Raw genomic sequence first — 19585 nt, 5'->3', positions numbered from 1 at the left:
CTCATTTTAAGCTTTTGATATAGAGCAGGAGCGACTCGATCTGCTTATCGTTCAGACCGAGGCTCGGCGGTGCGGGCATCCCTTTGTCCGGGCGGCCGTTGTGCAACACCTTTTTTAACTCCTCTTCGCCGAGGCGTTCGAAGGAGCCGGCGAGCCCCGGCCCGATCTTGCGCTCGGCTGTCGCGTTGTGGCAGGCTGCGCACGAGGTGCCAAACGTTTCCGCCCCCGCTTCGACAGACGGTTCGGTGGAAGGGGCTGCCTCCATCTTGTCATCGATCGGCTGTGCGAACAGGGCGTAGTACAGCGCCCAGACGGCAAGGGTAGCGTAGACGATTTTTAAAAAGGTGGGGACTTTGGCATGTCCCATCTTGATGTCGGACACGACCTCATAGTGACCTTTGTCCCGATGGGGCTCGACCTCTTCCTCGCTCATAAAAGATTGCGATTGCTCGGTCGGCGCAGGTGTAGAGGGGGACTGTCTGTCAGGGTCTTCCGCAAACTTTTCCGGTTGGTCTTTAGGATCTTGCGGATCGGCCATCTGCGCGCTCCTCCTTTCTCAAGATCATTGCTCGTCTGGCAACAGGTCATCTTGCAACATTCGATGTTTGACCGCCTCTATATCTGCAAATTGTCCGTTTCGATAGGACCACCAGATCATCAAGCCAGAACCGCCTGTCATGCACAGGCAGACTGCGATCAGCAGCCAAGCTGCGGTTGTCATCCCAATCGTTCCTCCTTCATGCGCCCTAGTCTTTCGTCTTCAGAGCCGGTTTTAAGCTCAAGAGATAGGCGACCAGATCGTCGCGGTCCTGCTGGGACAGATAGTCGTATTTCGGCATGATCGATCCTGCGCCGCCGATCTCCTGCGGGTTGAGCAGATGGGCGTGCTGCCAGTCGGCCGAATAGCGTTGCCCCACCCAGGTCAAGTCCGGGCCAGTGCGCTGGGTCATCACGAGGACGGGAGCATCGTAATAATAGTCCCCCGGCAGCGAAGGCTGTCCGAGCTTGGAGTCGGCGCGAACAGGTCGCACCGACTGCGAATGGCAATATTGGCAGCCTTCGCGGATGTAGACGTGACGGCCGCGCGCCTCTGCCGAGTCGGCCGGATAGTTTTTGAGCTTGGCTGTCTCCGTCGGCGTGGTGATCCCTTCATCGAAATAGGGGAGGGCGATGGTGCCGATCACGCCGATGATCACCAGAAAAGCGGCTCCGAACAACAGCAGGCCAGGGTTTTTCTCCGCATTGTTCGCCAAGTGAGATCACCTCAATTCTTTAGGATGTCTTCCGCAGGATCGGATCATCAGCCTCGATGAGACGCCCCGATTTGACCGTCTTGTACACGTTCCAGACGAAGATGATCTGGCCGAGGAACATCAACGAACCGCCGACGGCGCGCGAGATCAGGAAGATGTGCAACGACTGCATCATCTCGACAAACGAGGCGCCGAGCTGTTTGCCGTCCATCCATTCGAACCCTTGGATGATGCCTGCCGTCCACATGGCAAACCCGAAGATGATAAACCCGAGCACCGACAGCCAGTAGTGCCAGTTCATCAGCGGGCGGGAATAGATGTGTCGGTAGGCGATCCGCGGCAGGATGTAGTAGATGGCGGCGAACTGGATCAGCGAGAAGCCGCCAAACAGCGGCATGTGCGCATGTCCGACCGTCCAATAGGTAAAGTGCAAGATCGCATGTGGCCCCATCAGCGATTGGAATGGCCCCTGGATGCAGGCGAGACCGTAGAACAGGGCGCCGGTCAAAAGAAATTTTAAGGGGGCGTTTTGCGACACTTTGTACCAGACGCCTTTCATCGTCCCGATCACGTTGGCGAGCACCGACCAGACGGGGATCAGCAACAGGAGCGAAGGGATGATGCCCGCTTTCATCAGCCAGACGGGGATCGGACCGTTGATCAGATGATGCGGGCCGTTCCAGACGTAGAACGCGGCGATCGTCCAAAACCCGATCAGCGAGAGTTTGTGCGAGTAGATCGGTCGATCGGAGAGCTTGGGCAACAGGTAGTAGAGCGTGCCGACCCCGACGACTGTGATCCAAAGCCCGATGATGTTGTGCATGTAGAAATAGTAGTAGCCCATCTGTGCGGCGCCAGAGCCTGCCCATCCGGCGGGGATGTTGCCGATGATGTAGACGATGCCCAAAAACATGATCGATGCCATCCAGTACCAGATCGACACGTAAAGCATCCGCTCGTTGCGGCGCACCAGCGTCTGGAACAGATTCCAGAAGGTGAGGACGACGCAGATCACCACCCCGATATCAAACAGGAGCGGCATCTCCGCATATTCGACGCCCGTCTGGTATCCGGAGAGGATCGAGGCGGCGCCGATGATGTAGTTCAGGTTCCAATAGACGGCTGTGAACATTCCCATCTTCTCGCTGTACAGAGGAGCTTTGGCCAAGACCGGAACGCCATAGAACATGATGCCGAGAAAGGCGGTGGTCTGCCAGCCGATGACAGCCGTGTTGACATGCGTCGGTCGCAGGCGACCATAGCTCAAAATTTCTTGCAAGAAGCGGGAGCCGGTCAAAAAGTCTGGATTGACCGACTTTAAGGCGACGATCAATCCCATCACCATGCTGAGCAGCAAGTAAAACAGAGAGAAGTAGAAGAAAAACTTCACAGTCGCGCTGCCTTTTGGATAGGCGGAAAGAGCGGTGGTGGCGCTTTGTGCCATGGTTGAATCTCCTTTCACTTGCAAGAATGCCGAGAACTGGGTTCCTTTAAAATGTTCCCTATGGTGAAAGGACTATGCATGGCTGGCATGCGGGAGGACGGACCGGCATAGTGTAGTAGAGGAGTGCAAGTAGGAGCGTGGAAGGAGGAGCGGCCGATGATCTACGCGACTCGCTTTTTGCGGCTGGTCAGCCCCTATATGAGCGGCCCGGATGTGCAGGCGCTGCAGGAGCGGCTCGTCGAGCTTGGGCTGATGTACAACGCGCCGGACGGAGTGTTCGGACCGCTGACACTCGATGCGGTTCGCCGCTTTCAGGAGATGCAGGCGCTGCAGCAAGATGGGGTGGTCGGCCCCCAGACATGGTCGGCGCTCGGCATGAGCGAGCCGGCGCTTCCTGCGCAAAATGCGCCGGCAGGGGAGCACCGCATCCACATCGACACGGAGCGCTATGTGCTCTATCTCTATAAATCGGGTCACCTGGTCAAAACGTATTCGGTAGCTGTCGGAACTGCCGTCTTGCCGACACCGCTCGGCGACTGGAAGATCACGCAGAAGGCGCTCAACCCAGGCGGGCCGTTCGGCACGCGCTGGATGCGGTTGTCGATTCCCTTTGGCGGTTATGGCATTCACGGGACGGACAATCCATATTCGATCGGCAAAGCGGTTTCGCACGGGTGTGTGCGCATGCAAAACAAAGATGTGGAAGAGCTGTACGAGACGGTGCCGATCGGCACGCTGGTCAAGATCTCCGGAAAAGTCCAGACGGCGCGCATCCTGCGCATCGGGGTGCCGTACGGCGGCGATGTGATCGAGGTGCAGCGGATGTTGCAAAACCTCGGGTATTACAAAGGGGACATCGATGGTCTCTATGGCCCGAGCGCAGCGGCGGCCGTCCGATCGTTTCAAGCGGACAAAGACCTCGTCGTCGATGGCATCGTCGGCCCAAGCACCCTGGAGAGCCTCGCGCAACATTTCGATGAGGCGCTCGGCGTGCAAAACCCCTGAAACTGGCAAGCAAAAAGGCACTCGACGCCTAGAGGGTCGAGTGCCTTTTTGCTTGGGAACAGGTTGCGTAAACAGCAGGGCTTAGAGGAGGAAGGGAGTGCCTCTGAGCACCCGTCTCACCGTGATCTCATTTTTCTCTTCAATCTCTGCACGGCGCGGGATCGGGTCGAACGTTCCCGGCGGATCGATAAAAAATTCGGGCAGTTCAAACAGCGCTTCCGATTGCCAGCGGGAGCGCCAAGCGTCGGGCAAGCGCTCCGCGAGGGCGAGTTCGTTTAGCTCCGCCCAGAGCATCGTCCAAGCGCGAGGTACGACGCGCCAGATGTCATAGCCGCCACCGCCGACGGCGACCAAGCGACCTTCGCACACCTGATCGGCCAGCTGTCGCATCAGCCGGGGCATCTCGCGATAGATGGTCGTCGTCGCCGAAAGGTGAGTCAGCGGATCATACGCGTGCGCATCACAGCCATTTTGGTGAATGATCAGGTCTGGCTCAAACTTTTGCAGGATCGGGACGACCACCGAGCGAAACGCGTTCATCCAGGAGTCATCCTCCGTAAATGCTTCCAGCGGGACGTTGACCGCATAGCCGTATCCGCGCCCTTCGCCGCGCTCGACGATCTCTCCCGTCCCAGGATAGAGATATTTGCCCGTCTCGTGAAGCGAGATGGTCAGCACGTCCGGGTCCTCATAGAAGATCCACTGCACGCCATCTCCATGATGCGCGTCGGTGTCGATGTAGGCGACGCGCGCCCCGTACTTTTCCCGGACGTGGGCGATCGCCACCGCGATGTCATTGTACACGCAAAATCCGGACGCTTCCGTCCGCCGCGCATGGTGCAACCCACCCGCCATGTTCAGCGCTCGCCGATGCTGTCCGGACATCACCAGCTCGGCAGCGACCAGGGTTCCGCCTGCGATCAGCGATGCTGCGTCGTGCATGCCGACGAAGATCGGCGTATCCTCGGTGCCGAGCCCAAAGCGGGAAAACGAATCGGGGTCGGCGCCTGCGAGCGAGGCGGATTGAACCGCCTGCAGATAGCGGGAGTCGTGGACGCGAGCCAGCTCTTCGAAGGTGGCAGGTCTTGGCGCGACGATCTGCGCGGGATCGAGCAAGCGGAGCTCTTTGATCAGATCGTAGGTGATCTCCAGCCGTTTCGGATTGAACGGGTGTTCGTCAGACAGCTTGTAACGGGTGAATGAATCGGTGTAGATAAATGCGCAGTTTTGGTTGGGCGCCATCAGCTACACCTCGCCGTCCAGCAGAGCGGAAGGATGACCGACGACGCGATAGCCGGCCGCTTCGATGTCTTGGATGAAGCGGCGCGGGTCCATCGTCCGAATGCGAAAGACGATCGTTCTGTATCCTTCCCGCTGGCTTGGAAACACCATCACCGCGGAGGTGTTGATGCGGCGGGCGCGCAGGAGGTCGGCGATGTTGGCCAGCATGCCTGTCCGGTCGGGCACCTCCACTTCGATGCGCGAAGTCGGCGCGTTGACCCCCATCATCTCGACCAAATTTCGCAGGATGTCCCGCTCGGTGATGATGCCGAGCAAGCGACCTTTGGAGACGATCGGCAGGCACCCGATGCGATGCTTGTACATCTGGGCAGCCGCATCTTCCACAAAATCGAACGGATGAGCGGTGATCACATCCTTGACCATCCACCGCTCGACGGAGACGTGGCAGAGAGCTCCCGATTCGCTCGTGCTGTCGAGGGGGGATGGGGCCGCATGGCGAAGGTCGCGGTCGGAGATCAGACCGACCAGCGTACCGTCTTTGACCACAGGCAGATGCCGAATGCGATGTCTCCATGAGATGTCAAACGCTTCTTGCAGCGTGTTGTCCGGCGAGAGCGTCACCACGTCTGCTGTCATGATCTGTTCTACGAGCATTTGCATAGCCCCCCTCGATTAGTAGAAAAAGCGATTTTTGAAACGGACTTCATTAAATGTTTCGATCGTATCCAGGTCGATTCGCGAGCCGATGCGCGCCATCAGCATGTTGGCCGGATGGGAAGTGATCTCCGGATCATCTGTCGCGTACATCTCCATGCCGACCGATCCCATGATCGACTTCATCACCTCTTTGTACTCCCAGACGGTGAGACCGGTGCTTTCCAGATCCCAGTGCCAATAATATTCGGTGGAGATCACGATGTAGTCGTTCATCCGATCGTCTGCAAATGAGATGTCGAGCAACGCTTTGGCGATGCGCACGCCGCGGTAGGGGGCGGCGACTTCGATCGCGCCCAACTCGATCAGATTGTCCAACTTCGCCTCCGACCAGCGCTCCATCGGGTCAGGGTAGAGATAGGTGACATAGCCTACGATCGTCCGATCGTGGCGGGCGATGATGATCCGCCCTTCCGGCAGTCCGGCGATGCCGATCAACGCCTTTTTTTGCTTCTCCGGTATGCGAAACGCTTTTAAACCTTCATGAAAATCGAACCCTTCGAGCAGATGTGGCTCGATCGGGCCTTCGATGATCAGGTCGCCAATCGCGGTTGTGATCTGTTTTGAAAAGTAGGATTTGGGATGTTCCATCGATGGACTCACCTCCATGTGCTCTCTTCATTATAAAAGAGAATCGGCGCCCTGGTTCTGATAATTTTTTGTCGAAACCGAACATAGAATCTACCAGTGAGAGGGAAACTATTCGTTGTGGCTGTTTGTGGCGATGTGATACAATGTGTTGCAATGGTATTATTTGAATATTTCGGACATGAAGGAGGAACCGGAGAATGTCTGATCCACAAAATCAAGACCTGATTGAAGTTATGGCCTCCGAATACAACATGAAGGCGTACGAAGAAGCGTATGCGACGTTTGACTGGAAGGATGTCGAAAAAGAGTTTAGCTGGCATGAGACCGGGCGCGTCAACGCCGCCTATGAGGCGATCGACCGACATGTGGAAAATGGTCGCGGGGATGACATCGCGCTGTACTACAGCGATCCGGCTCGCGATGAACGCTATACGTTTGCAGAGATGAAAGCACTGTCGAACAAATTCGGCAACGTGTTGAAAAAATATGGAGTACAAAAGGGCGATCGCGTGTTTATCTTCATGCCGCGCTCGCCGGAGCTATATGCCGCTTTGCTCGGGGCGGTGAAGATCGGGGCGATCGTCGGGCCGCTGTTCGAAGCGTTTATGGAAGGCGCTGTAAAAGATCGGTTGGCAGATGCGGCGGCGGTCGCGATCATCACCACGCCGAAGCTGAAGCATCGCATCCCGGTGCAAGACCTGCCGGAGCTGCGCCATCTGTTCCTCGTCGGTGCGGAGGGCGAGCTAGGGGAGCGGGAGATCGATTTTCAGCAGGAGATGAGCGCAGCATCCGACTCGTTGGATATCGAGTGGGTCGATCGCGAGGATGGCCTTGTGCTGCACTACACATCAGGCTCGACCGGCAAGCCGAAAGGTGTGCTGCACGTGCACAACGCGATGATCCAGCATTACCAGACGGCAAAATGGGTGCTCGATCTGAAGCGCGGCGACGTCTATTGGTGCACAGCCGACCCGGGCTGGGTCACCGGGACCGCATATGGCATCTGGGGGCCTTGGCTGCATGGGGTGACCAACGTCATTCGCGGCGGTCGCTTCTCGCCGGAAGACTGGTATGAGACGCTCGCCCGCTACAAGGTGAGCGTGTGGTATTCGGCACCGACCGCCTTTCGGATGCTGATGGGGGCAGGCGGTGAGCTGGTCGCCCGCTACGATCTGTCCGCCCTTCGCCACATCCTTTCGGTCGGCGAACCGCTGAACGCAGAAGTGGTGCGCTGGGGATTGAAAGTGTACGGCAAACGAATTCATGACAACTGGTGGATGACCGAAACGGGCGGGCAGATGATCTCCAACTATCCGTCGATGCCGATGAAACCGGGTTCGATGGGCAAGCCATTCCCAGGCATCTACGCTGCGATCGTCGATGATCAGGGCAATGAACTGCCGCCGAACACGATGGGCAACTTGGCGATTCGCGCACCCTGGCCCGCGATGATGCGGCGCATCTGGAACAACCCGACCAAGTATGAGGAGTATTTTCACTTGCAGCCGTGGTACATCTCCGGCGATTCGGCGTACAAAGATCAGGACGGCTATTTCTGGTTTCAAGGGCGGATCGACGATGTGATCAACACGTCGGGTGAACGCGTCGGGCCGTTTGAGGTGGAGTCGAAGCTGATCGAACATCCGGCGATCGCCGAGGCGGGCGTGATCGGCAAGCCCGATCCGTTGCGCGGCGAGATCATCAAAGCGTTTGTCGCACTGCGCGAAGGGTATCAGCCAACCGAGGAGCTGATCCAGGAGATCCGCGACTTTGTGAAACAGGGGCTGGCCGCACATGCTGCACCTCGCGAGATCGAGTTTCGCGACAAGCTGCCCAAGACGCGCTCCGGCAAGATCATGCGCCGCGTGTTAAAAGCGTGGGAATTGGGTCTTCCGACCGGCGACCTGTCGACGATGGAAGACTAGGCGCAGCGAGTTCGACTTCGAAATGCTTGCTGAAGAAGCGATATTTGGAAGGAAAGACGGATCGGTGGAAGCGATTCTGAACATCGATCCGATCGGATAGTTTTTGTGGAAAAGCCTCCCGCACGCTCTTGTGCGGGAGGCTTTTTTTCTGAACTTTAGATTTTCAAGAAGGTTTAGATCGCTTTAATAAAGAAGTAGGTGGAAGAGAGAGTTTGCACTTATCAGATTACAGTTGAACAAATGAGTTTGATCGAGTCAGGAGGTCGAAAGCGTGGAACAGACAGAAAGCCAGGAGATGTTGACCGAAGAGAGATTTGTCTTTCCAGCATCGTTTGCCCAACAGAGGTTGTGGTTTTTGGACAAGCTGATGCCGGGCAGTTCGATGTATAACATACCGTTTGCTACCCGCATGGTTGGCAAGCTAGATGTGGATGCGATGGCGCGCAGTCTGCAGGAGATCGTGGATCGCCATGAGACGCTGCGCACCGTGTTTATCGAGGAGAACGGCGCGCCGATGCAGGTTGTGCAGTTGAATGTACCGTTTGCGATGCCGGTGCTGGACTTGAGTTATCTGCCAGAAGAATCGCGGATGGATCATGTGAGCAAATTGGCTCTAGCAGATGGGAGTCGCCCATTCGATTTGGAAACAGGGCCCCTGATGCGCACGACGCTGTTGAAGTTGAACGAGCAGGACCATGTCCTGCTGTTGACGATGCACCACATCATCTCTGACGCTTGGTCGTTCGGCGTGTTGATGAAAGAAGTGGCTGTGCTGTACGAGGCGTTTACAAGCAATCTGCCCTCGCCGCTGCCCGATTTGCCGATTCAGTATGTCGATTATACGAGCTGGCAGTTGGAGCACCTGTCCGGCGGAGAGCTGGAGCGTCAAGTCTCTTATTGGAAGAAGAAGCTCGGCGATCATCCGCCGATGTTGCAGCTTCCGACAGACCGTCCTCGTCCGCCGCTGCCGAGCCATCGAGGCGGAGTGGAGATCTTTTCCTTGCCGGACGAGCTTGCAGAGAAGCTGGTCGAGCTTTCGAAAAAGGAAGGCGCCACGCTCTACATGACGATGCTGGCAGCCTACTCTGCGCTGCTCTGCCGCTACTCCGGGCAGGAAGACATCGCGATCGGCTCGGCGATCGCCGGCCGCAACATGGGGCAGATCGAGGGCTTGATCGGATTTTTTGTCAACACGCTCGTCATGCGCACCGATGTGTCTGGACTGCCAACGTTCCGCGAGCTGCTGCAGCGGGTGCGCACCACAGCGCTTGAGGCGTACGCCCATCAAGATCTTCCGTTTGAAAAGCTGGTGGAGGAGCTTCAACCGGAGCGGAACATGAGCTACACACCGCTGTTCCAGACGATGTTCGGCATGCAAAACGCCAGCACTTCCAAGGCGACGAAAGTATCGGCGCTTTCGATGAGCGGGCTGGAGACGGGACAGAGCACCGCGAAGTTTGATCTGAACTTGACGATCAACGAGCACGAGAAGGGGATGGGCGGCTCGTTCGTGTACAGCCTCGACCTGTTTGAAGCGCCGACGATCGAGCGAATGGTCGGCCATCTGATCAGGCTGCTCGAAGGCATCGTGGCCAATCCGGACGCGCCGATCGCGACGCTGCCGCTGTTGAGCGCAGAAGAGGAGCACCGACAGCTGGTCGTTTGGAATCGGAACTCGGTGGAGTATCCGCAGGACAAGACGATTCCACAGATGTTTGCGGAGCAGGCAGCGCTCTATCCTGACAAAGCGGCCGTCTCGTTTGAAGGCGCGGTGCTCACCTACCGCGAGTTGGACGAGCGGGCCAATGCGCTGGCGCACGCGCTGCAGAAAAGAGGGGTCAGAGAGGATGTGCTGGTCGGCCTGTGCACGGAGCGGTCGCTGGAGATGGTGGTCGGGCTGCTCGGCATCGTCAAAGCGGGCGGGGCGTACGTGCCGCTCGATCCGTCCTATCCGAAAGATCGTCTCGCCTACATGCTGGAGGACAGCGGTGTCAGCGTGCTGTTGACACAGGAAAAGCTGTTGGCCGACCTGCCGGAACATCGCGCCGAGGTGATCTGTCTCGACCGCGACTGGCCGCAGATGGCTGAGGAGAGTGTGGAAGCTCCCGAAACGCAGCTGACGCCCGATCATCTCGCCTACATGATCTACACCTCCGGCTCGACAGGCAAGCCGAAGGGCGTGCTGATCCCGCATCGCGGGGTAGCGCGCTTGGTGAAGAACAGCAACTATCTGATCTTCGGTGCGAACGAGGTGTTCCTGCAACTGGCGGCGATCTCCTTTGATGCTGCCACGCCGGAAGTGTGGGGCGCGTTGCTCAACGGCGCCAAACTGGTCGTGTTCCCCGCGCAGGTGCCGACGATCGATGAGGTGGTGCGGGTGCTCGCAGAAGAGCGGGTGACGGTAGCGCTCCTGACCTCAGGGCTGTTGCCGCAGCTGGCCGAGGCGGAGCTGGACAGCATCCAGCACCTCAAACTGCTCTCGGTCGGCGGCGATGTGATGTCCGCACCGCATGCGAAAAAATTTCTGCAAAAGCTGCCCGGCTGCGTGCTCGCCAACGCGTATGGGCCGACGGAGAACACGGTGGCGTCCGCTACGCTCTGGCTGACGCATCCTGATCAAGTGCCTCCGGTGGTGCCGATCGGGCCTGCGATCAAGAACAATGAGCTGTACGTGCTCGACCGCCAGCTGCAGCCTGTGCCTGTCGGAGTGCCAGGAGAGTTGCTCGTCGGAGGCCCAGGGCTTGCGCGCGGCTATCTGAACCGCCCGGAGCTGACCGAAGAGATGTTCATCGCCAACCCGTTCCGCACAGATGGGTCGCGCTTGTACAAGACGGGCGACTTGGTGCGCTGGCTGGCAGATGGGAGCTTAGAGTTTTTAGGGCGCATCGACCATCAGGTGAAGATTCGCGGCTTCCGCATCGAGCTGGCGGAGATCGAGAGCGTGCTCGGCGATCATCCTGCTGTGCAGTCGGTGATCGTGCTGGCGCGTGAAGACCGTCCGGGCGACAAGCGTCTGGTCGCCTATGTGGTCGGGGTGGAGAGCGCCGAGGTGACGACCGCCGAGCTGCGCGCACATCTCAAAACGATTCTGCCCGACTACATGGTGCCGTCCGCTTTCGTCTTGCTTCCGTCCTTGCCGCTCACGCAAAACGGCAAAGTGGATCGCCGCGCTTTGCCCGCTCCCGATGCGGCCGATTACGGGATGCAAGGTCGATACGAAGCGCCGCGCAACGAGGTCGAGGAGCGGTTGGCGCTGATCTGGCAGATCGTGCTCGGACACGATCGGATCGGCATTCGCGACAACTTCTTCGAGACGGGCGGACATTCGCTGTTGGCGACGCAGACGATCTCGCGCATCAACGAATCGTTCGACGTGCAGCTGCCTTTGCGCGTCATGTTCGAAGCGCCGACAGTGGCTGAGCTGGCCGAGCAGGTGGCGATCGCGCTCACCAGCAAGCGCGGGGAGGACTTCCCGCCGATCGTTTCTGTCTCTCGGGATGGCGAATTGCTCTGCTCTGTAGGTCAGGAGCGGGTGTGGCAGCTCGATCGCATGATGCCAGGCACGCCGATCTACAACGTTCCGATGGCGATGCTGTTCACAGGGAAGCTCGATGTGGCGGTGTTGAAGCGAGCGTTCGATGAGATCATCAGGCGGCATGAGTCGCTGCGCACCGTGTTGTATGACAACGGGGAGGGCGTGCGGCAGAAAGTTCTGGCTCCGGGACAGCAACAGCTGGAAATCATCGAGAAGCTCGGCCTGAGCGAAGAGGAACGAAGCGCAGAAGTGAAGCGCTTCCTCGCGGAAGAGGCCAACCGCAACTTCGACTTAGAGGCGGCACCGCCGATTTACAGCGCGCTGATGAAGTTTAGTGAGGAAGAGCACCTGTGGATGCTCAACATGCATCATATCATCACCGATGGCTGGTCGGTGGGCGTCTTCTCCCGCGAGTTTGCCGAACTGTATACCGCCTTTGTGGAGGGCAAGCCTTCGCCGCTGCCAGAATTGACGATTCAATACCCAGATTTTGCAGCTTGGCAGCGCGGCTGGATGCAAGGCGAGTTCTATGAGCGCAAGATGGCGTACTGGGTGAACCACCTCGGGTCTGCCAAGCCACCGAACTTCCCGACCGACTTCCCGCGGCCGGAACAGATGGAGCGGACGGCCGGCCTGATCCCCTTCGACTTTTCTGAGTCGTTCACCGAGCGCATGAAACTGTTCTGTGCGCAAAACGGGATCACGCTGTTCATGCTGTTGCTCGGCGCGTTCCAGACGATGCAGATGCGCAACGGCGGCGGTGATGACATCACGGTCGGCTCGCCGATCGCCGGGCGCTATCGCCAAGAGCTGGAAAACTTGATCGGCTTTTTCATCGGCAACGCGTCGATTCGCGGTGACCTCTCCGGCGACCCGACTGTTGGCGAGCTACTGCGCCGGATGCGCACGGCGACGCTTGGCGCGTTCGAACACCAGATGATTCCACAATTGCTGATCTCCCAAGCGCTTGAGCGCACGACCCCGCTGTACCAGTCGATGTTGGTGGTGCAGAACTTCCCCACGCCGGCAGCAAAACTGCCCGGACTTGAGGTGCGCGCGATGGAAGCGCAGCTGGAAGGGGCAAAATTTGACTTCACGATCGGCATGACGGAGGCGAATGGACGCATGGTCGGGTCGTTCGAGTACAGCGTCGAGCTGTTTAAACGTGAGACGATCGAACGCATGCTGTCACATTTCAAAGCGCTCGTCGCAGCGTTTATCGAGGATCAGGATCAAAAGATTTCGGAGATCCCGCTCCCCTGACGATCATTGAGTGAAGCGATCGGCACTTGATCATCAGTTGTAGCCTGTATACGTGCAATCATGTTCTGCAGGTCGTACGTTTACAATCGGAACACCTCTGCGCGTCTTGCAGAGGTGTTTTTTCGTCTGCAGGCTCGGTTTCCAAAAAATTGTGCAGAATGGGTGAAACCGCCGCCAGAGTTAACCGTATTACATAGCATAAGGAAACGACCCCAACCAAATTACTCGGGAGGTAGAAAATACATGGCACTTTTTAAACGACTGCGCGATTTGACGATGGCGAACATCAACGCACTGCTCGACAAAGCGGAAGATCCGGTGAAGATGCTCGATCAGTACTTGCGCGATATGGAAGAGGATGTGCAAGATGCAGAGATTGCGGTGGCCAAGCAGATCGCCGTCGAGAAAAAGCTGAAGCAGCAGTACCAAGAGGCGGAAGAGCTGGCAACCAAGCGAGAAGCACAAGCGCTGCAAGCGTTGGAAGCGGGCAATGAAGACTTGGCGCGCCGCGCGCTGGTGGATAAGAAGGCGGTGACCGACAAAGCGGCCGATTTTAAGGCGCAATACGAATCGGCAAAAGTGACGGCAGATGGGCTGCGCGGCAAGCTGGGCGAGATGAAAGATCAGCTTTCGGAGATGAAAAACAAGCGCGATACCCTGAAAGCTCGCGCAGAAGCTGCCAAGGCGCAGAAGCAGATCAACCAGACGCTCTCCGGCATCGGCACCGACAATGCGGCGAAAGGATTTTCTCGCATGGAGGAGAAAGTGCTCCAGTTGGAAGCAGAAGCGGAAGCCTCGCAGGAGATGTCGGGCAGCAAATCGCTCGACCGCGAGTTTGCCGAGTTGAACAAAAAGGACACGTCGGGCATCGATGCTGAACTGGAAGCGTTGAAAGCACGATTGAACAAATAAGCAAACGGTCAGAAAAAGATAGAGAGGAAGCAGATTTCTCTCGAACGTGATTTGGATAGATAGGACAGCCCTGCTCAAGATGGAGCAGGGCTGTTTGCGTGGGAGGCTATAGCTCGGGCTGATCCGCTTCGGGCGGGCGTGCAAGCGTGTCGGTGAACGCTGGATTTTCGTCGAAAAAGCGGGAGGTGACCTGTTGACCTGGCTCCCATGGGGTAGATTTGCCTAACGGTTGATCGAGGAACACGGTCGAGCCATAGGGGCCCTCTGGAAACTCCTCTGGCACAACCGTATTGCGGATCGACTGCACATATTCGAGCTCCGAATTGCGAAACCAGCTTTTTTTCCCTTTCCTTGCCATCAGTTCCACCTCCAATTCTGCAAGATAGCTTCCCCATGTTTGAACCGCTTCATCCCAGGTTCATACTGGGGAGTATCGGATGGAAGCAATAAGGAGGTGCGATCTGTGCCAGACCTGCTCACGCCACAAGAGAAGCGACCGCTCAGCACCGACATCCAACAGAATGTCGACATGCTCAACCAAGAGCTGGGCGTAGAAAAAAGTTTCGATCTGCTCTGCCGTGAACTGGAATATGGCGGCAAGCGGGTAGCACTCTATTTTGTCGATGGCTTGGCCAAAGATGACATCATGAATCGGATCATGGAGCACCTCGCGCTGCTCGGCTCACATGCGCTCCATGCAAAGGCGATCAAAAAGCTGCTGGAGACGCAGATCGGCTACCTTGAGGTGGAGATCGTAGGCGACTTGGAAGGGGTGAAGACGGCGGTGCTCTCTGGGCCGCTCGTCTTTCTGATCGATGGGGAGGCGCAGGCGATCGCAGTCGATGCGCGAACCTATCCGGCGCGAGGTCCCGCCGAGCCCGATCTGGAGCGCGTCGTGCGCGGGTCGCGCGATGGCTTTGTCGAGACGATGATCTTCAACACCGCGCTCACCCGTCGCCGCATCCGCGATCCTCAGCTGCGCATGGAGTACGTTCAAGTCGGCAAGCGCTCCAAGACGGATATTGTCGTCGCCTACCTTGAAGATGTGGCCAATCCCGATCTGGTCACCCTGATCCGCAACAAGCTGCACGAGATCGAGATCGACGGTCTGCCGATGGCGGAGAAGACGATCGAAGAGCTGATGTTCGGCAGGAATTGGAATCCCTACCCGCTGGTGCGCTATACGGAGCGTCCCGATGTGGCGGCGGTACATCTTTTGGAAGGGCATGTGCTGATCTATGTGGACACCTCGCCAAGCGTGATGATCACGCCGACGACTTTTTTTCATCATGTTCAGCATGCGGAAGAGTTCCGTCAAAAGCCGATCATCGGCGTCTATGTGCGCTGGTTGCGCTTTCTGGCGATCCTTTTTTCCATCCTGCTCAGCCCGTTCTGGATGGCGCTGGTGATGGATCCGGCCTACCTGCCCAACTTTATGAAGTGGACCGTGCCGGAAAAGGCGCTGGCCGTCTCTTTGCTCTGGCAACTGCTGTTTGCGGAGACCGGGTTGGCCTTGCTGCGAATGGCTGCCATCCATACGCCCAACCCGCTCGGGGCGGCGCTCGGGCTGGTCGCCGCTCTGATGGTCGGGCAGGTGGCGATCGACATCGGCTTTTTTACCAGCGAAGTGATCCTCTTTACGTCGATCGCGGCGATCGGAACGTTTGCCACGCCGAGCTATGAACTGTCGCTCGCCAATCAGCTGATCCGCTTGCTGCTGTTGGTGATCACCGGAATCTTCGGCTTCTGGGGGTTTGTGATCGGCGTGGTGCTGTGGCTGTTTTTGCTCGTGCGAACCAAATCGCTCGACACGCCCTACTTTTGGCCGCTGTTGCCGTTCAATTGGAATGCGTTGGTCCATGTGCTGTTCAGATCGCCGGTCGAATGGAATACAAAGCGCCCGAAGATTTTACATCCGAGCGATCCGACGCGAAAGTAGCAGTTTGAACATCCTGCTTGGAGGTGTGACTCGATGAAAGATCGTGTGATCGAACAGTATGAGCGCTATATCAACCCAGGGCTGGCGAGGCTGTTGCGCGTGATGGGGCTGGCCCAGGTGGAGGATGAGGCGCGCGAAGTGCATGTCCGCGACCGCGAGGGCAAGCTCTATCTGGACTGTGTGGGCGGGTATGGCACCTTTTCCTTTGGGCATCGACATCCAAAGATCGTCGAGCGGGTGTCCGCTCAACTGCACCGCATGCCGCTTTCGAGCAAGCTGTTGCTGTCTCAGCCGATGGCCGACCTCGCAGAAAAGCTGGCGGAGCTCACCCCGGGCGATCTGCAATACTCATTCTTCTGCAACTCGGGAGCGGAGGCGGTGGAAGCGGCGCTGAAGACGGCTCGGCTCGCCACGGGCAGGAACAAGGTGATCACCGCCATCGGGAGCTTTCACGGCAAGACGTTCGGCGCGCTCTCCGCATCGGGCAACGAGGTCTACCGCGAGCCTTTTCAACCGCTGCTCCCCGATTTTGTGCACGTGCCGTTTGGCGATGCGGAGCTGCTGGCACAGCTGGTGGACGAAAACACGGCGGCGGTGATGCTGGAGCCGGTGCAAGGGGAGGCGGGCGTGATCCTGCCGCCGCGCGGGTATCTCAGGCGGGTGCGGGAGATCTGTGAGGCGAGCGGAGCGCTGTTGATCGCCGACGAAGTGCAGACCGGGCTTGGTCGAACGGGCGAGCGATTTGCCGTCCAGCACGAAGCGGTCGTACCTGACATCCTCTGCTTGGCCAAAGCGCTCGGCGGCGGCGTGATGCCGATCGGCGCGATGGTGGCACGCCCGCAGCTGTATGAACGGTACGAATCGGCGCCGCTCTTGCACACTTCCACGTTCGGAGGCAACCCGCTCGCCTGCACAGCAGCTCTGGCGGCGCTTGAAGTGCTCGAAGCGGATCGGCTGGCTGAGCAGGCGAAGTGGAAAGGCGAATACCTGTTGGCCAAGCTGCGCGATCTGCAAGACCGCTATCCGGGCACGATCCACGAGGTGCGCGGGCTGGGGTTGATGATCGGGTTGGAGTTCACGTCAGATGCGCTCGGTGCGCTGATTATGAGCGAGATGATCGCAGGTGGCGTGCTGACCGCGTTCGCGCTGAACAACCTGAGCGTCACCCGCATCGAGCCGCCGCTGACGATCGGTCAGCGAGAGTTGGATCGGGTGGTCGAGGTGCTGGAATGCGCGCTGCAATCGGGGCGGGAACAGTTGCAAATCTCCTAAGAGAGGTGAGGGCATATGCCGAGTGTGGAAGTGACAGAAACGATCCTGGGAGAAAAGAGTCGCGTCTATGACCTGATCGCCGACATGGAATCCTATCCGCGCTTCATGCCGTCGCTCAACAGGCTGGAAGTTGTGGAAAAGGGGGACGGCTGGACGGTCACCTCCTGGGATACTTCGATTTCTGGACTGACGTTTCGCTGGTTGGAGCGGGATGAATTCGACCCTGACAATCACCGCATCTCCTATCGTCAACTGGCAGGGGATCTGAAGACGTTTCAAGGGGAGTGGCTGGTCGAAGAGGCCGCATCGGGAGTCAAGGTGACGCTGAAAGTCGATTTTGATTTTGGCGTGCCGATGCTTTCGACCCTGCTCAATCCGGTCGCCTCGCTGAAGCTCCGGCAAAATGGTGAGGCGATGCTGCGGGCGATCAAGTCGCGCTGTGAAGCGGGGCAACAGTAGATGGGAAAGTTCGGATTTGTGATCCATCCGTTCGACGCGCTCGATCTGGCGCGAAAGTTCCCGTTTGTGAACCGCTTCTCCGCCCCGTTGGTCGAATCCTTTTTAAAGCATTCGCCCCCGCTGCTCGCCTCGCATATGGAGAACATCAGGGCGAGCGGAGCGGATGCGGAGGGCTGGTTGGTCGCGACCACGCTGACCGCTCGTCAGCTGGTGGAGCTCCCCGTTCCGTTCGTGTTGCGCAAGATCGTCGCCGCCTGCAAAAAAGCGGAGCGCAAAGGCGCGCAGATCATCGGGCTGGGCGCTCTGACCTCGGTGGTGGGGGATGCGGGCATCTCGATCGCCCGTCAGCTGAAAGTTCCGGTGACAACAGGCAACTCGTATACGGTCGCCACCGCCATCCAAGCCACCTGTCAGGCCGCTTCGCTGATGGGGATTTCGCTTGGGCGAGCCAACCTCTGCGTGATCGGTGCGACCGGTGCGATCGGGGCGGTCTGTGCGCGGATGATGGCCGCCTCTGTCGGGCGCTTGGTTTTGACCGCCCGCGATGAGCAGAAGCTGGAAGGGCTGGCGGGCATGATCTTTTCGGAGTCTTCGGTGCTGGCAGACATCCAGACCGATCTGCGCGAGGCGGTGCGAGAAGCGGACATCATCTTGGCCGTCTCGTCGGCTGCCGAAGAGTTGATCCACCCTGAGGATTTGAAGCCGGGTGCTGTGATCTGCGATGTGGCGCGCCCCCGCGACGTGTCGAGGCGGGTGGCCACCTTGCGCGACGATGTGCTGGTGATCGAAGGCGGCCTAGTCGAAGTGCCGAGCGGTTGGGACGGCAAGCCCTTCTCGTTTGGGCTTCCGCACGGCATCGTCTACGCTTGCATGGCGGAGACGATGCTCCTCGCCTTGGAGCGACGCTTCGAATGCTTTACGCTCGGCAGGTCGATCGGGGTGGAGCAGGTGCGAGAGATCGACGCGCTCGCCCGCAAGCACGGCTTTCAACTGGCTGCCTTTCGCTCGTTTGAACAGCTGCTCACGCCAGAAGAGATTGTAAAAATCAAAGAGCGGGTCGATATGAAAAGAAAGAAAAAAATCCTTGCCCCTTAAAATTGGGCAGGGATTTTCAAGCGTCTGCCAGAATTTTTTTTTGATGGGAGTCTCAGTGAGGATAGGTCTCCGTGCGGATCAGCCTCATTGGAAGTCGACAGCGACGCGCGTCCCCGGTGGCTCGGTGCATTTGGGCAGGGTGACGATCAGCAGACCTCGCTTGTATGTTGCCGCAGCTCGCTCTTGATCGACGGTGACGGGGAGCGGAACGGTGCGCGAGAACTTCCCATAGATTCGCTCCGAGTAGAACAGCTCGTTTTCACCCTCTGTCGACAGTTCTCGGCTGAGTTCGCCTCGGATTGTGAGCGTCGTCCCTTGCACGAGCAATTTGATGTGTTCCGGATGTTGCAGGCCGGGGATCTCGGCGGTCACGACGATCGCCGCTTCTGTCTGGTGGACTTCCACCCGCGGGCCGAGATCCCCGTAAGGCATCAGCTTGTGCAGCAGGGGAAGCACTCCATCGTGGTAGAGATGGCGAATCCCGTCAATAGGTACAAGGTTCAATAGGATCACTCCTGTCCGATATATCTTGGTTCGATCGATGTGCGAGGGCCAGATATAGTATGGGTGATCTGCGCTTCATCGCATACATAGAGCCGATGTGTAGAGATGGGAGGGCTATAGTTGATTCGAAACGCCACCGATTCGAACTTTGATGAGCTGATCGCCAAAGGAACGGTGTTGGTCGAGTTCGGGGCGTCTTGGTGTGGGCCCTGCAGGATGCTGACCCCGATTCTCGAACAGCTGGATCGAGAGCTGTCAGGGCGGCTTGAGATCTTCAAAGTCGATGTGGATGTCGCAGGTCCGCTCGTCGTTCGCTTTGAGGTGATGAGCATCCCGCTGCTGGTGCTCTATCAGGGCGGTCGACCGATCGAGAGAATTCACGGCTTTCAGTCGAAAGAGGCACTGCTTGACCTGATCAGACCGCATCTCTGA

Annotated in this window: 18 protein-coding genes; 9 read left to right on the top strand and 9 right to left on the bottom strand. The window is 58.2% G+C overall.

The window, feature by feature from the left end:
* Position 1 precedes the first annotated feature (1 nt).
* Genes ACFSOY_RS03520 through ACFSOY_RS03505 form a run of 4 tightly spaced genes read right to left on the bottom strand, consistent with a single transcriptional unit; the run spans position 2 to position 2697 of the window.
* Positions 2-538 (bottom strand): c-type cytochrome, encoded by a 537-nt coding sequence (locus ACFSOY_RS03520; RefSeq protein ID WP_386044136.1) that lies wholly within the window; start codon positions 536-538, stop codon positions 2-4.
* Between the two features lie 24 nt (positions 539-562).
* Positions 563-721 carry a cbb3-type cytochrome oxidase assembly protein CcoS gene (gene ccoS, locus ACFSOY_RS03515; RefSeq protein WP_386044135.1) on the bottom strand — a complete coding sequence of 53 codons (159 nt, stop codon included), beginning with the start codon at positions 719-721 and terminating at the stop codon, positions 563-565.
* A 25-nt stretch (positions 722-746) separates the two neighbouring features.
* The gene (locus ACFSOY_RS03510; RefSeq protein ID WP_386044134.1) at positions 747-1253 is read right to left on the bottom strand and encodes a cbb3-type cytochrome c oxidase subunit II; all 507 of its coding nucleotides are present in this window, start codon (positions 1251-1253) and stop codon (positions 747-749) included.
* A 19-nt stretch (positions 1254-1272) separates the two neighbouring features.
* Complete coding sequence (locus ACFSOY_RS03505; protein WP_386044133.1) at positions 1273-2697, bottom strand: cbb3-type cytochrome c oxidase subunit I; 1425 nt, start codon at positions 2695-2697, stop codon at positions 1273-1275.
* Between the two features lie 156 nt (positions 2698-2853).
* Here ACFSOY_RS03505 and ACFSOY_RS03500 point away from each other — a divergent pair, with 156 nt between their 5' ends.
* Entirely contained in the window at positions 2854-3702 is an 849-nt protein-coding gene (locus ACFSOY_RS03500) for a L,D-transpeptidase family protein (protein WP_386044132.1), read from the top strand.
* Between the two features lie 81 nt (positions 3703-3783).
* Here the strand turns inward: ACFSOY_RS03500 and ACFSOY_RS03495 are convergent, their stop codons facing one another.
* Genes ACFSOY_RS03495 through ACFSOY_RS03485 form a run of 3 tightly spaced genes read right to left on the bottom strand, consistent with a single transcriptional unit; the run spans position 3784 to position 6249 of the window.
* Positions 3784-4944, bottom strand: a complete 1161-nt coding sequence (locus tag ACFSOY_RS03495) for an acetoin utilization protein AcuC (RefSeq protein ID WP_386044131.1) — start codon at positions 4942-4944, stop codon at positions 3784-3786.
* A gap of 3 nt (positions 4945-4947) precedes the next feature.
* Entirely contained in the window at positions 4948-5598 is a 651-nt protein-coding gene (locus ACFSOY_RS03490) for an acetoin utilization AcuB family protein (protein ID WP_386044130.1), read from the bottom strand.
* An 18-nt stretch (positions 5599-5616) separates the two neighbouring features.
* The gene (locus tag ACFSOY_RS03485) at positions 5617-6249 is read right to left on the bottom strand and encodes a GNAT family N-acetyltransferase (RefSeq protein ID WP_386044129.1); all 633 of its coding nucleotides are present in this window, start codon (positions 6247-6249) and stop codon (positions 5617-5619) included.
* A 197-nt stretch (positions 6250-6446) separates the two neighbouring features.
* Here ACFSOY_RS03485 and acsA point away from each other — a divergent pair, with 197 nt between their 5' ends.
* The 3 genes from acsA to ACFSOY_RS03470 all read left to right on the top strand — a co-directional run bounded on the left by acsA (position 6447) and on the right by ACFSOY_RS03470 (position 13884).
* On the top strand, positions 6447-8174 hold the full coding sequence (acsA, locus tag ACFSOY_RS03480; RefSeq protein ID WP_386044128.1) for an acetate--CoA ligase: 1728 nt from the start codon (positions 6447-6449) through the stop codon (positions 8172-8174).
* A gap of 271 nt (positions 8175-8445) precedes the next feature.
* Entirely contained in the window at positions 8446-12972 is a 4527-nt protein-coding gene (locus ACFSOY_RS03475) for an amino acid adenylation domain-containing protein (RefSeq protein WP_386044127.1), read from the top strand.
* A gap of 243 nt (positions 12973-13215) precedes the next feature.
* Entirely contained in the window at positions 13216-13884 is a 669-nt protein-coding gene (locus ACFSOY_RS03470; protein WP_386044126.1) for a PspA/IM30 family protein, read from the top strand.
* 106 nt (positions 13885-13990) lie between these two features.
* On the opposite strand, the gene ACFSOY_RS03465 is transcribed toward ACFSOY_RS03470, so the two are convergent.
* Positions 13991-14242, bottom strand: a complete 252-nt coding sequence (locus tag ACFSOY_RS03465; RefSeq protein ID WP_386044125.1) for a hypothetical protein — start codon at positions 14240-14242, stop codon at positions 13991-13993.
* 105 nt (positions 14243-14347) lie between these two features.
* Here ACFSOY_RS03465 and ACFSOY_RS03460 point away from each other — a divergent pair, with 105 nt between their 5' ends.
* The 4 genes from ACFSOY_RS03460 to ACFSOY_RS03445 are packed head-to-tail and all read left to right on the top strand — an operon-like array spanning position 14348 to position 18649.
* Positions 14348-15823 (top strand): spore germination protein, encoded by a 1476-nt coding sequence (locus ACFSOY_RS03460; protein ID WP_386044124.1) that lies wholly within the window; start codon positions 14348-14350, stop codon positions 15821-15823.
* Between the two features lie 33 nt (positions 15824-15856).
* Positions 15857-17095, top strand: coding sequence for an aspartate aminotransferase family protein (locus ACFSOY_RS03455; RefSeq protein ID WP_386044123.1), 1239 nt, complete (start codon positions 15857-15859; stop codon positions 17093-17095).
* Positions 17096-17110: 15 nt separating this feature from the next.
* Complete coding sequence (locus ACFSOY_RS03450; RefSeq protein ID WP_386044122.1) at positions 17111-17554, top strand: type II toxin-antitoxin system RatA family toxin; 444 nt, start codon at positions 17111-17113, stop codon at positions 17552-17554.
* Entirely contained in the window at positions 17555-18649 is a 1095-nt protein-coding gene (locus ACFSOY_RS03445; protein WP_386044121.1) for a shikimate dehydrogenase, read from the top strand. It abuts the gene before it with no gap.
* Positions 18650-18733: 84 nt separating this feature from the next.
* Here the strand turns inward: ACFSOY_RS03445 and ACFSOY_RS03440 are convergent, their stop codons facing one another.
* The gene (locus tag ACFSOY_RS03440; protein ID WP_386044120.1) at positions 18734-19153 is read right to left on the bottom strand and encodes an Hsp20/alpha crystallin family protein; all 420 of its coding nucleotides are present in this window, start codon (positions 19151-19153) and stop codon (positions 18734-18736) included.
* 120 nt (positions 19154-19273) lie between these two features.
* Between ACFSOY_RS03440 and ACFSOY_RS03435 the strand changes: the two genes are divergently transcribed.
* Positions 19274-19585 carry a thioredoxin family protein gene (locus tag ACFSOY_RS03435; RefSeq protein WP_386044119.1) on the top strand — a complete coding sequence of 104 codons (312 nt, stop codon included), beginning with the start codon at positions 19274-19276 and terminating at the stop codon, positions 19583-19585.

This window comes from Tumebacillus lipolyticus, from assembly GCF_042682745.1.
Lineage (GTDB): Bacteria > Bacillota > Bacilli > Tumebacillales > Tumebacillaceae > Tumebacillus_A > Tumebacillus_A lipolyticus.
This window is presented reverse-complemented; position numbering and strand designations above follow the sequence as displayed.

Bases quoted from the DNA above. Each gene is read 5' to 3' on its own strand.
- ACFSOY_RS03465 (WP_386044125.1), bottom strand. From the start codon at position 14,242: ATGGCAAGGAAAGGGAAAAAAAGCTGGTTTCGCAATTCGGAGCTCGAA.
- ACFSOY_RS03450 (WP_386044122.1), top strand. From the start codon at position 17,111: ATGCCGAGTGTGGAAGTGACAGAAACGATCCTGGGAGAAAAGAGTCGC.
- ACFSOY_RS03520 (WP_386044136.1), bottom strand. From the start codon at position 538: ATGGCCGATCCGCAAGATCCTAAAGACCAACCGGAAAAGTTTGCGGAA.
- acsA (WP_386044128.1), top strand. From the start codon at position 6,447: ATGTCTGATCCACAAAATCAAGACCTGATTGAAGTTATGGCCTCCGAA.
- ACFSOY_RS03485 (WP_386044129.1), bottom strand. From the start codon at position 6,249: ATGGAACATCCCAAATCCTACTTTTCAAAACAGATCACAACCGCGATT.
- ACFSOY_RS03500 (WP_386044132.1), top strand. From the start codon at position 2,854: ATGATCTACGCGACTCGCTTTTTGCGGCTGGTCAGCCCCTATATGAGC.
- ACFSOY_RS03455 (WP_386044123.1), top strand. From the start codon at position 15,857: ATGAAAGATCGTGTGATCGAACAGTATGAGCGCTATATCAACCCAGGG.
- ccoS (WP_386044135.1), bottom strand. From the start codon at position 721: ATGACAACCGCAGCTTGGCTGCTGATCGCAGTCTGCCTGTGCATGACA.
- ACFSOY_RS03445 (WP_386044121.1), top strand. From the start codon at position 17,555: ATGGGAAAGTTCGGATTTGTGATCCATCCGTTCGACGCGCTCGATCTG.
- ACFSOY_RS03495 (WP_386044131.1), bottom strand. From the start codon at position 4,944: ATGGCGCCCAACCAAAACTGCGCATTTATCTACACCGATTCATTCACC.
- ACFSOY_RS03490 (WP_386044130.1), bottom strand. From the start codon at position 5,598: ATGCTCGTAGAACAGATCATGACAGCAGACGTGGTGACGCTCTCGCCG.
- ACFSOY_RS03470 (WP_386044126.1), top strand. From the start codon at position 13,216: ATGGCACTTTTTAAACGACTGCGCGATTTGACGATGGCGAACATCAAC.
- ACFSOY_RS03505 (WP_386044133.1), bottom strand. From the start codon at position 2,697: ATGGCACAAAGCGCCACCACCGCTCTTTCCGCCTATCCAAAAGGCAGC.